This window comes from Hymenobacter sp. BT730, from assembly GCF_030542105.1.
In the GTDB taxonomy this organism is placed as follows: Bacteria; Bacteroidota; Bacteroidia; order Cytophagales; family Hymenobacteraceae; genus Hymenobacter.
Window position 1 is genome coordinate 181,795 of sequence record NZ_JAUOFB010000001.1, and the last position, 12,224, is coordinate 194,018.

At 57.6% G+C, this 12,224-nt stretch carries 10 protein-coding genes; 5 read left to right on the forward strand and 5 right to left on the reverse strand.

The features are described from left to right. Position 1: 1 nt before the first annotated feature. The 4 genes from Q4G72_RS00755 to Q4G72_RS00770 form a co-directional block, all read right to left on the reverse strand. Entirely contained in the window at positions 2-556 is a 555-nt protein-coding gene (locus Q4G72_RS00755; RefSeq protein WP_303309529.1) for a carbohydrate binding domain-containing protein, read from the reverse strand. Positions 557-633: 77 nt separating this feature from the next. Then, positions 634-1,968: a hypothetical protein gene (locus Q4G72_RS00760; protein ID WP_303309530.1), complete on the reverse strand. Its 1,335-nt coding sequence runs from the start codon at positions 1,966-1,968 to the stop codon at positions 634-636. A gap of 91 nt (positions 1,969-2,059) precedes the next feature. Next, a complete protein-coding gene (locus Q4G72_RS00765) occupies positions 2,060-3,505 on the reverse strand; it encodes a hypothetical protein (RefSeq protein ID WP_303309531.1) in 1,446 nt (481 codons plus the stop codon). 108 nt (positions 3,506-3,613) lie between these two features. After that, the gene (locus tag Q4G72_RS00770; protein WP_303309532.1) at positions 3,614-4,153 is read right to left on the reverse strand and encodes a hypothetical protein; all 540 of its coding nucleotides are present in this window, start codon (positions 4,151-4,153) and stop codon (positions 3,614-3,616) included. A 357-nt stretch (positions 4,154-4,510) separates the two neighbouring features. Here Q4G72_RS00770 and Q4G72_RS00775 point away from each other — a divergent pair, with 357 nt between their 5' ends. The 4 genes from Q4G72_RS00775 to Q4G72_RS00790 all read left to right on the forward strand — a co-directional run bounded on the left by Q4G72_RS00775 (position 4,511) and on the right by Q4G72_RS00790 (position 8,850). After that, positions 4,511-6,037: a hypothetical protein gene (locus Q4G72_RS00775; protein ID WP_303309533.1), complete on the forward strand. Its 1,527-nt coding sequence runs from the start codon at positions 4,511-4,513 to the stop codon at positions 6,035-6,037. Positions 6,038-6,149: 112 nt separating this feature from the next. Beyond that, positions 6,150-7,127, forward strand: coding sequence for a glycosyltransferase family 2 protein (locus Q4G72_RS00780; RefSeq protein WP_303309534.1), 978 nt, complete (start codon positions 6,150-6,152; stop codon positions 7,125-7,127). Beyond that, positions 7,124-7,867, forward strand: a complete 744-nt coding sequence (locus tag Q4G72_RS00785; RefSeq protein ID WP_303309535.1) for a class I SAM-dependent methyltransferase — start codon at positions 7,124-7,126, stop codon at positions 7,865-7,867. The genes Q4G72_RS00780 and Q4G72_RS00785 overlap by 4 nt, the downstream gene beginning before the upstream one ends. A gap of 8 nt (positions 7,868-7,875) precedes the next feature. Beyond that, a complete protein-coding gene (locus Q4G72_RS00790) occupies positions 7,876-8,850 on the forward strand; it encodes a glycosyltransferase family 2 protein (RefSeq protein ID WP_303309536.1) in 975 nt (324 codons plus the stop codon). 49 nt (positions 8,851-8,899) lie between these two features. On the opposite strand, the gene Q4G72_RS00795 is transcribed toward Q4G72_RS00790, so the two are convergent. Next, positions 8,900-10,663, reverse strand: coding sequence for a DUF6311 domain-containing protein (locus Q4G72_RS00795; protein WP_303309537.1), 1,764 nt, complete (start codon positions 10,661-10,663; stop codon positions 8,900-8,902). A gap of 115 nt (positions 10,664-10,778) precedes the next feature. Here Q4G72_RS00795 and Q4G72_RS00800 point away from each other — a divergent pair, with 115 nt between their 5' ends. Further along, on the forward strand, positions 10,779-12,224 hold the full coding sequence (locus tag Q4G72_RS00800) for an aldehyde dehydrogenase (RefSeq protein WP_303309538.1): 1,446 nt from the start codon (positions 10,779-10,781) through the stop codon (positions 12,222-12,224).

A 12,224-nucleotide genomic window follows, 5' to 3' on the forward strand; every position in this document is an offset into this window, starting at 1 on the left:
CTTACTTGCCGGGAAGGAATATTTTCAGATCATCCAGGTACACAGGCTGCTTGCTGTCGGCCAGCCACAGGTAGGCCAGCAGGCGGTGGTTGGGGCCGGCAGCAGTAGGCAGGGTAATGGTATATTCCACGTATTGCCACTGGTTGTAGCGCTTCACCGATTGAGTAAGGTCGAAGCCTTCCCAGAGCAGGTTAGGGCCCTTATGTTCGGGGGCCTGCACCTCTACCACCAGCTTGGCGGCCGCCTGGTCGTTGGGCAGCATCACCCAGGCGCCCACTTTTAGTTGGGCCGGCCAGTCCGGGGCGAGTTTGCTGAGCTTGTTGCTGTAGCCCAGGCTGAACTCGTGGCCGGGGCTGACCATGGTGCTGTACTTTCCGGTGTGGGCCTGATCCTGGTTGAGCGTGGCCAGAGCGGGTGAGTCGGCTAGCCAGCCGTCCATATTCTCGAAGCTGCTGGCAGCCAGCAGGGCCGTATCGGGCGTGGTACTGGGGGCTGAAGAGCAGCCAGCCAGAAAAAGCGCCACCAGCAAAGCGGTGGCAGAAGCGGGTTTCAGCATAGCACGAAAGTCGCAAAGAAAATGAGGTGGGCCAAGCCTATGGCCGCCAGTTGACCCTACAGGCCCGAAGCCTGGCATCAATGGTCGAAAAAATGCTCTTTGTAACGGGCCCAGTCCATGTGGCAACAGTCGATGGTGCCGCGGGCATACTGCCAGCTCTGGCGCACATTCAGCAGCACCAGTAATCCTACCACTACGGCCAGTGGAATGACAGCCCGGCGCCACCAGCGCACCCAGAAACTGGCCAGACACAAGCTCAGCAACGGATACAGGCTGATGAGGGGCCGGCAACCGAAACCGCCGCCATAGGTCCAGTCCCACCAGCTAAAGGTGAGGTAGATAACCGCCGGCACCAGCACCAGCGCTACAGGCAGCGCCGCGGGCACCGTGCGCCGCAGCCAGAACACGCCCAGCAGCGCCAGCATCAGTAAGGGGCTCCAAAACAGCCAGCCCTTCCGCACACTGAACAGGCCTTCCCATAAGTGAGGACTCAGCAGGTAAAACCGCTCACCGGGGTAAAAATCCAGCAGCCAGTGCCCGCCCACTATGCGCCAGAAAAGCAGCTGCACACTGCCAATCAGCGCCACCAGCAGCACCATACCCAGCAGTTGCCGCCAAAGGCTCAGCCAGAAGGCCAGCCGTTGCGCAACGGCCGCCCGGCTGGTAAGCCCCCACAGCAGCGGCACGGCTACCATCCAGAGCTCCGAAGGGCGCACCAACAGCATCAGTCCAAAAATCAGCGCCAGCCGGATGCCTGCAGCCCAGCGGCCCTGCGCATACCACTGGCGGGTATAGCGCAGCAGCAGCACGTTCAGCAAAAACAGTGTACCGTGGGCCATGGGTGCATCAATGGTGGAGTACACCAACAGGTTGGTGCCTAAGCCCACCACCAATACCGCTAGCGCGGCCAGATGATCGGGCACGTAGTGGCGCAGCTCCCGGCCCAGCAGCCACAAGCCCAGCAAGGCGTACGCCATGCAGCCCAGCGCAATGGCCCGCTGATAAGGTGTGGAGTAGCCATCTGGCAGAAAGCCTTGCAACTGGGCATGGGCGTGGGCCACAGCAAACCAGGGCGCATACATAATAGCCATGCCGATGGGATACTTGAACACGACACGGCCGTTGGGCAGATGTACGAAGCTGTAGTCCGGGTCCAGGTCGGGCCGGTACTGCTGACGCACATAGGTCAGAAAGGAGCCCTCCCCTAAATCGTGGGTAATGAAAGTGGCCGGCAGATAGAGGTAGTAGCCGCCGGCGTCCCACACCAGTACATCGGCACGGTTCCAACGGGAAGCATCCTTCATCAGGGCCATAGTGATGAAGGCCGTTATCAGCCAGACGTAGCTTGTGTGCGAAGCGGGCAGCCAGCTTCGCCAGCAGCTCAGTGTTGACGTTGGCACCTCAGTTGGCATCGGGCAGAAAGAAGAGGTGTTACGCATGAAACCAAGGCCCGGGCCGGGCACTTTTACGCAGAGATAAGCAGAAGATCTTTAGCCGTTTTCCTTACTGATAGTAGAGTTTTTTGCGGGTAGTAACGCCCCAGTAGCGCAGCATTTCGGCCTGCAGCTCTGACTGATGCGCATCATACATCGGCGCCCAGGAAAGCACGGTGCAAAAAGGAGAAAGACGAACCACTGGTTCTGGTGCCCGCGCCAGCTGATCCAAGGCCCACCGCTCGCAGTCGTTATTGCGCGGGAGTTTGAGCGTGGTATCCACGTAGATAAAAGCAAAGAGGAATACCCCTACTACCACGCTGTAGCGGCGGCGCCATATGCCCTTCAACTGAAAAAGCAGGAAGTAGGTGGATACCCCATAGGCGTAGAACAGGCCCAGCAGGATGGGCAGGATAGAGTCGCCGCGCACTAGGTAAGGGCGGTAGTCCCGGTAGCCGCCCAAGGGTAGCAGCAGCAGGAATACTACGGCAAACCAACCCACCGCGCGCAGGCTACTGAGCACCCACTGGCGCTCCGGCGAAGCCGGTACAAACCGGCGAATCAGCTGGGCATTCAGCACAATCAACAGGATGAGTACTGGCAGGCCCCAGTCGTTTCCCAGCTCCAGCAAAATGCCTTTGGGCAAAAGCTGGTACAGCTCCCCGAGCGTGTGCGAATGGCCATTTTCGGCGTTGTTGCGCCCAATGTAGAGCGAATACACACTCAGGGCACCCAGGATTCCTAATAGTAGCAGCGTCTGCCCCGAAAGCCACTCTCCCGGCACTGCGCGCAGCTTGGGCCAGCGTAGGCCGGCTCGCCACTGCCGCCTGGCCCAGTACAGACCGATACCCAGCAACAGCACCGCCACGGCGGCCGTGATAACGGGGCCATTAAAGGAAATAACCATCATCAATAACACCAGGAGCACTGCCTGCCACGCCCGGAGCCGCAACGGCTGGCCCCGGTGCGCTGCCCGGTAAAAAGGCCAGAGCAGTAGCAAGAGCAAAGTCGCCGGAAAGGCATAGAAAAAAGTATAGGTAACGGCGAAGTTGGTAATACCCATCTGATTGTAGAGCCCTTCCGTCTGGAACAGCGGCACTAACAGCGCTACAGCCAGCCAGTAGCCCCAACTGCCGGACCGGGCCCCCGCCCCTACCCGGACATAAGCAGCCAGCAGCAAGGCCAGCGCCAGCTGAACGGCGGTATTAAACAGGGCTACAGCCACGTACAGGCTATTAATGGGCGTGGTAAAGCGCTGCAACAGATGGGGCACCTGCTTCCAGTACAGGCCCATGGCGGCATGCGCAAAAAAGCGGTTGGTAGCAGCGTAGGTTGCGTTTTTGGTTAGGACTGCCCAGCCAAACGGGTCGTGCAGCACCGGGGTATACCATGGCGCAGGAAACACAATGGCTACAAGGTCGCCGTCCAGCGGAAGCTGATAGTTCTGCCAGTACGTTAACACGACGTCTGCCAGGATAAGCACCAGTAAGAAGCCCGACCAGTAGCGGTTATTCATTCGGCTCAATGGATAGGAATGGCAGCGCTGAAGCGGGGCATGCCATGGATTATCGTGCCATGGGTTCCGGCTTCCTCGCCCAGCTTGGGTTGCATCCAAGTGAGGAGACTAGTCCAGGATGCTCAGCTTTACGTCGTCTACCAGTACAGCATCGGAAGCATTGGCCCGCCACAAGGACAGCCGGATGTGCTGCAGGGCGGTAATGTTGTCGGGCAGGGTAATGTCTTTGCTTACGTGCACCCATTTATTGTGGGCTTTCACCACGTCGCCGAGCTTGATATCATCGCCAAAGGTCTGATTATTGGTACCCGGCTCCATAATCTGCACGCCCAGCACCCCGGTCGATTTTTCGCTTAGCAGATAGGCCCAGGCTTCCAGCCGAACGTGTTTGATTTTGGAAGGCGTGGCCTGGCCCAGCGGCATATCAAAGGTGAGGCTGAACTCGTGGTCCTGATCCACCTTAATAGCATACTGGCCGGAGCGCGCCCGGCCCCGGTCCAGCAGGGAGGGGTCTACATTCCACCCCGCTACCGACTCAAAGTCGTTGGCGGTAATGATTCTTTTGCCCGACGTAGCCGTGCCTGAAGGCTCATCAGCCGAGCAGGCACCCAGCAAGGATAGCCCCAGCAGAATCGTAAGTTTTCTCATAAAGTAGGTATAGGGAACATGCTTATGCGGATTCCAAAGGTAGGAACTCTACCAGCTAAGCAACCAAGCTTTTTTGGCCTGCCCTTTTCGTCCAAAATACTCAATGCCAGCTACTGCCGGCGCGCATTAGCAGGCCATAACCTTCACCCTTAAAAACGGCACCCAGATGCCCTGCCGTCAGCACCGCAGGGGAAGGCAACTGATTTTATAGGCTTATTCTTGTTTATAATTTATTATATTTTTAATATGGTTATTTATATATAATTCATATCATCTATTTTGACTGTGGGCACAATGATACGGCACACGGCTTATGTAAGGGGCTACTTTATTTTGATTCTCCTGTTAGGCTTGTGTTTGCATAAGGACTATGGTGTTTCCTGGGATGAATCCATTGACCGGGAGAATGGCATCGTTAACGCTAAATATATCTTGGCCCAAGTGGCGCCTCGCTGGACCGGACAGCAGGCCATCTTCGCTCACGTGCCCGAATTCGCTACGCTGGAGGAGCGGGACCATGGTGTGCTCTTTCACTTGCCGCTGGCGTTTATGGAGGTCTTTTGGCCGGGTATCGACTCCCGCACTTATTACCTGGTGCGGCACTTCTGTATCTTCTTAACCTTTGTTTTGGGGCTATGGTCTGTCTATAAGCTGGCCCTTGTCCGGTTTGGCAGCTGGCAGTTGGGGCTCCTGGCCAGTACGCTGTTGCTGCTTTCTCCCCGCTTTTTTGCTGATGCTTTTTCCAATGGCAAAGACCTGGTGTTTCTGGGGTTTTTCACCTTTGGAGTCTATACGCTCGTCAGCCTGCTGCAACGCCCCACGCTTACCCGAGCCACCCTACATGGGCTGGCTACGGCCATGGCCACGGATGTACGCATTCTGGGTAGCCTGCTGGTGGCACTTTCCCTGGGCATGTTTCTTTTGGAAGCCTTCTTTGGACCACCTGAAAATGCTCGGCGCGTGCAGCTGGTTAAAACACTGGGCTGGTATGTAGTGGTGGCGGCGGTTCTCACGGTAGCAGGATGGCCGTTTCTGTGGGAGGGCCCCCTAGATAATTTCATTCTCGCTTTCAATAACATGAAGCACTTCCGGGTAGATGGGTATGTGCTGTATTTAGGCGAGAAAGTACAGACCACGCACTTGCCCTGGCACTATGCCCCGCTCTGGATCCTCATTACCACACCCATAGCCTATTCCGTTGCTTTTCTCATAGGAATCAGCACCTATATGTATACCCTGGGGCGCCGCTTGATTCCCACACTGCGCACGGCGGGCGGCAGAATCGACCTGCTGCTGAGCGCCTGGTTTTTTATTCCCCTTTTCATGGTCATCGTACTGGGCTCGGTGATATATGATGGCTGGCGGCATTTATATTTTATTTATCCGGCGTTCTTGCTGCTAGCCGTGCGAGGGGCATATGGCATTTGGCAGCTCAGCCGGCAATATTTTTTGGTAAAACGGCTGGCCCTGTTGGCCGCCGTATTGGCCGTGGCGGAAGCAGGCTACACCCTGGCGCGCATGATACAGGCGCATCCCAATCAGCAGGTCTATTATTCTTTTTTATCCAGTAGAGAAGCCGAGCAATTATTTGAGGGAGATTATTGGGGGCTATCCTATCGGAAGGGGTTGGAGTGGATTCTGGCCAACAACCCGGCTGCCCAAATTACGGTTGATGCCCCCTTCCCGATTCTGCTGGAAAACAACTTAGCTGTGTTAAAACCCGCAGACCGCGCCCGCTTTAAAATAGCGCCCCCTAATCCGGAAGGCTATTTTCTGACTGCCTACCGCACCCATCCAGAGCCTTACCCCACTAGTGTAGGCAATGAAGTATATGCTGTGCGGGTAAATGGCATCCGAATTCTATCCGTTTTCTACCGCTGGTAGGCCGCCTGCCACCGCTCGGGCACCGCAGGCCACAATGACCAGGCCCACAAGTAAATCTGGTCAACCCGCATTATTTCATCATTTTTGCGCTGCTAACCCCACCCGCCTGCCTGTGGACCTGTCGGTCATTATTCCTATTTATAACGAGGAAGCCACCCTGTTGGCGCTGTATAACCGGCTGTGCAACGTATTAGCCCCCATGGGGCTCAGCAGCTATGAGCTCATCTTTGTCAATGATGGCTCCGCTGACCGTTCCCTGTCTCTCATTCGGGAGCTGGCTGCCCACGACCCGCACGTCCGCTACGCCGATTTCAGCCGCAACTTCGGTCACCAGATTGCCGTTTCGGCCGGTCTGGATCTGTCGCATGGGGCCGTGGTAGTTATCATTGATGCCGACCTGCAGGACCCGCCGGAGCTAATACCCGCGCTATACGCCAAGCTGCGTGAAGGCTACGAGGTGGTGTACGCCAAGCGCCGCTCCCGCCAGGGGGAAAGTGTTGCCAAGAAATTCACGGCGAAGCTCTTCTACCGCCTGCTGGCCCGCATCACCAATATTTCTATTCCCGTCGACACCGGTGATTTTCGCATTGTTTCCCGCAAGGTGGTAGATGCCTTACGGCAGATGCCGGAGCAGAACAAGTTTATTCGGGGCCAGATTTCCTGGATTGGCTACCGCCAGACCTATGTGGAATACGACCGCGCCGAGCGGGCCGGGGGTGAAACCGGTTATACCTACCGCAAAATGCTGCGACTGGCCCTGGATGGCATTACCGGTTTTTCCGATGTGCCGCTGAAAATGGCCAGCGTTAGCGGTTTCCTGGTATCCGGCGTAGCCTTTTTGGTGATGCTCTATACTCTGTATGCCCGCTTCATCACGCGGGACTATGAGCCGGGCTGGGCTTCGCTCATGGTCAGCATTCTGTTTTTAGGAGGGGTGCAACTTATTACGGTGGGCATTATTGGCGAGTACATAGCCCGCCTGCTGGCTAATGTGCGCCAACGCCCACTCTATATCATCTCCGACACCAACGTAACCGATGCGCCTACCCGGCCGCAGGCCGCAGGGTTACCAACCGGTACTGCTTTATGAATATTGAATACGAGCTGAAGTATCATCAGATAGAAGAAAACTACTGGTGGTTTCAGGCCCGGCGCGACATGGTGTTTCGCCTGATTCAGGACCTGAAGCTACCCCACACGGCGGCCGTGCTGGAAATTGGCTGCTCGGGTGGGCCCCTGCTTCAGCGCCTGGCGGCCGTAGGCTACTCTAACCTGACTGGTATTGATGTTAGCGAAGCCGGCGTGGCCGTGGCCCGGCAGCGTGGTATTTCCAACGTATCCTGCATGGATGGCGCCCACCTGGATTTCCCCGATGCCTCCTTTGATCTGGTGGTAGCCTCTGATGTACTGGAACACATTCAAGACGAGGCGCAGGCCCTGCGCGAGTGGATGCGGGTATTGCGGCCCGGCGGCCAGCTGCTGGTGTTTGTACCCGCCTTTCAGTTTCTATGGGGCAAGCACGATGAAGTAAACCAGCACTGGCGTCGTTACAGTGCCGCCCAGCTCACGGCCGCCCTCCGCACGGCCGGCCTGCAAGTGCAGCGCCACTCCTACTGGAACGTGGGGTTATTTTTCCCTACGGCCGCTGTGCGCCTGCTCAAACGTCTGCTGCCGGCCGATGAGCGCCCGGCCAAGGATGATTTCTTTGCCACTCCGCCGCTGCTAAACACCCTGTTGCGCGGCTACATTTCCGCCGAAAACCGCTTGCTGCAGGCCCTCAATGCCCCCGTGGGCGTGAGTGTATTTGCCCTGGCCCGCAAACCGGCTTAGTTTTTATTTTGATCCGAGACACCGTGGATTTATCCATTATCATCCCCATCTACAACGAGGAAATGAACCTGCCGGCGCTATATGCCCGCTTGAGCGCCATGCTCGACGCGCTGCCGCTGCAAGCGGAGGTGATTCTTGTCAATGATGGCTCCGCCGACCGTTCCCTCACCATTATGCGGGAGCTGGCCGCCCGCGATACACGCGTGCATTTCATCACCTTCAGCCGCAACTTTGGCCACCAGATTGCCATTACAGCCGGTCTGGATTTGTCGCGGGGTGCCGCCGTGGTGGTGATGGATGGTGACCTGCAGGATCCGCCGGAACTGATACCCGCGCTATACGCCAAGCTGCGCGAAGGCTACGAGGTGGTGTACGCCAAGCGCCGCTCCCGCCAAGGGGAAAGTGCCATTAAGCTCTTCACGGCCAAAGTATTCTACCGCCTGCTGGCCCGCATCACCTCCGTCAATATTCCCCTGGATACCGGCGACTTCCGCATTATTTCCCGTAAGGTAGTGGAGGCGCTCAAGCGCATGCCGGAGCAGAACAAATTTATCCGGGGGCAGATTTCCTGGATTGGCTACCGCCAGACGTTTCTGGAGTTCGACCGGTCAGAACGTGGGGGCGGCACACCGGGGTATACGTATGGCAAACTCATCCGCCTGGCCCTGGATGGCATTACCTCCTTTTCCGACCTGCCTTTGCGCGTAGCCTCTATTAGTGGCTTTGTCGTTTCGGGTGTCGCCTTTTTAGTGATGCTGTATGCTATTTACGCCCGTTTTTTCCTGAAAAACTATGGGGCCGGCTGGCCATCTACTATTGTCAGCGTACTGTTTTTAGGTGGAGTGCAGTTGATGTGTATTGGCGTTATCGGGGAATATATTGCCCGGTTGGGTGCTAACACTCGTCAACGGCCGCTCTACATCATTGATGAAACGGATCTGCCAACCTCTACCGTGCCTGATCAGCCGCCGTCTGCTCATTAGCACTGCCCCTCGGTTAAGCTTGTTATAGGCCATTCAAAATTCAAAGGTGTTACCTGATTTTCACCGCCGGGCGCCAGAGCAGGCTGTACCCATCTATCAGCCGCTCCGAATAACCCAGCGGCAGTAGCATCCGGCGCAGGTAAAGGTGCACGGGCTGGTTCAGGTAGGCGGGGTGCACTACGAAAGCGGCCGGCTGATACTTGCGCAGAAAGGCCTGAACCTGAGCGGACGTAGGTATAGCGGGTGGTATCGTAGTGGGGTGGGTTTGTGCGGCCAGCAAACGGCTCAGGACGGTGTCTTGCTGGAACACCGTGAAAACTTCTGGGCGGATGCGGGAGAAGTACCCAATGGGCAGCTTCTTATGGTGATAAGTCTGGTAAAAGAACTGCTCGGTCTGGACCAGGCCTACTTGTCGGTTACCATCCATCAGCCCAAATGGAATAGGGAACAAGGTGGTACCGGGCAGCCGGGCTACCTCTGCATACACGGCCGGAATATCGTTGCCAGTGGTAAGATGCATAGGCTTAGGCCAATATTCTACCAGCACTATTCCTAACAGCAGTCCGCTCAGCGCAGTTTGCCACTGGGGGCGCAGCCGGGTCTGCCAAATGGCTTCCAGCGCACTAAACGACACGACGGGCAGCAGCAGGCTGACCATCATGACCCAGCGCGTGGGCACCCGGATATTATTGATGAAAGGAATGAAGTGCAGCAGCGCGGTGGGCAGATTAAGATGGTCTTTGCCGTAGATGCGCAGCGTTGGTAGCGTTAACAGCACAAAGAATAGTAGCACCCAGGCCAGTGGCCGGCCCGCAGCATCCAAGTGGCGGCTGGAGGCGGGCCGGTTTGGCCAAACCGCTACTATCAGCCCCAACAGCAGCAGGGAGTAGCCCAGGAACAGCACAATTTCCACAGAGCCCGGCATGTTGTACACCTCTGGACTCTGAGTCAGACGCTGAGCCCAGCCAAAATCCAGAAAGCGGCTGTTAGGTGCCGGTAGCAGGTAACTTACGGCATCGCCGCCCCACCAGGGGCCACCATAATCGGGTACGCCCAGGTTGCGCAGCTGCTTGATCAGGATATGGCACACCAGCAGCACTACCGCCAGGCCCAGCCAGGTCTGCCACCGGCGCCAGTTGAGCTGGCCCAAGCGCAGCCAGTACCACAGCGCATAGGCCAGGGAAAAATACAGCAACCCAAACGTCACGTAGTGGTCACTGAGCAGCGTGAGCAAGCCCAGCCCCAGGCACCAGACCACGGCCCGACGGCTGCGCACCTGCGGCAGAAAGTGGCCGGGCTCGAACGCAAAAGCATCCAGAAAAGCCATTACGAAAAAGGGCACCGTGGCCGTCAGCACTAAATTATAGTGTTCCGGCAGGCGAATTAGCTTGTAGGGAGAGTAGGCGAAAATCACCCCGGCCAGCAGGCACAACACCGGATTGCGCACCCAGCGGCGGCAAAGCAGGTAAGCGCCCGTGCCTGACAATGCGTAGCTTACCAGCAGACCCAGATTAATGGTGAGCATCTCATTTTGTAGCCCTACATTCAGCATACCCAGCAGAGGCATGTAGGCATGCATCCACAACGACGAGCCCCCGGGATACAGCAGCCAATTGGTATAGAATGGATTATGGCCGCTGGCTACCGCTTCGCGGAAATTCCAGAAGTTCCAGATGTACAGCAGCGAGTCGCCCCCGAAACCTGGCCGGGTAGGGAAAGCAGTAGTAAGCTGCGCAGCCAGGGGCCAGGTAAACAAAATGAACAGCAGAACATAAAAGCCCGTGACCAGGGTTAGGCGAAGCCAGTATTTCATGCAGGAGAGTGGATCGGTAGCGGGAGGCGCCGCTTTTCAGCTACAGGCCCTGCCTGCAAAAGTAGCTATTCAAATCCGCTAGCTTTACCTTGCTGTCCCCATCCTGACCCCACCCATGCTAAAGCTTCAGAACTACATCAACGGCCAGCTGGTGCCGCCCGCGGCCGAACGCTACCTCGACAACCTCGAGCCGGCTACCGGCCAGGTGTATTCCCTGCTGCCGGATTCTAATACCCAGGATGTAGCAGCGGCCGTAGCAGCGGCAGAGGCCGCGCTGCCTGCATGGCGTGCCTTGCCCGCCGAGGAGCGGGGCCGTTTATTGGTGCGCATTTCCGAGCTAATTGAGCGCGACCTGGAGCTGCTGGCCCAGGCAGAAAGCAAGGACAACGGCAAGCCCGTGAGTCTGGCGCGCACGGTAGATATTCCGCGGGCGGCCAGTAACTTCTCCTTTTTCGGTACAGCCGCGCAGCATTTTGCTTCCGAAACCCACTTTCAGGAAGGGGTGGCGCTGAATTACACCGTGCGGCACCCGCTGGGCGTGGTGGGCTGTATCTCGCCCTGGAACCTGCCGCTGTACCTATTCACCTGGAAAATTGCGCCGGCCCTGGCCGTAGGGTGCTGCGTGGTGGCCAAGCCCTCGGAAATCACCCCGCACACGGCATTTCTATTGAGCGAGCTGTGCATTGAAGCCGGGCTACCGGCTGGGGTCCTGAACATTGTGCACGGCGCTGGCCCAGGCACCGGGCAGGCCATCATTGAGCATCCGGGCATTAAGGCCATCAGCTTTACGGGCGGCACTAAAACCGGCGAGCATATTGCCCGCACGGCTGCTCCCATGTTCAAGAAACTCTCGCTGGAGCTGGGCGGCAAAAACCCCAACCTCATCTTCGCCGACTGCGACCTGACGGAAGCTGTAAACATCAGTATCCGCAGCTCCTTTGCCAACCAGGGCCAGATTTGCCTCTGCGGCTCGCGCATCTTCATCGAGCGCAGCATCTACGAGCCCTTTAAAGCTGCTTTTCTGGAGCGCGTGGCCGGCCTGACAGTAGGCGACCCTATGGAGGATGGCACCCGACAAGGCGCGTTGGTCAGCGAGGCGCATCTGCTCAAAGTGCTCAGTTACATTGAGCTAGCCCACGAGGAAGGCGGCACCCTGCTGACCGGCGGCAAGCGCGTGCATCTGGAGGGACGCTGCGCCAACGGGTATTTCCTGGAGCCAACCGTCTTTGAAGGCCTCACGCCCGACTGCCGGGTAAACAAAGAAGAAATCTTCGGCCCCGTGGTCACCCTCACCCCTTTCGATACCGAAGAAGAAGCCATAACCTGGGCCAATGGCACCGACTACGGCCTGGCCGCCACCATCTGGACCCGCGACCTAAACCGGGCCCACCGCGTGGCCCATGCCCTGCACAGCGGCATTGTCTGGATTAACACTTGGCTGCACCGCGACCTGCGCACCCCTTTCGGTGGCATGAAAAACTCTGGGGTGGGCCGCGAAGGCGGGCTGGAAGCACTACGCTTTTTCACGGAGCCCCAAAGCATTACGCTCAAGCTGGGCTAG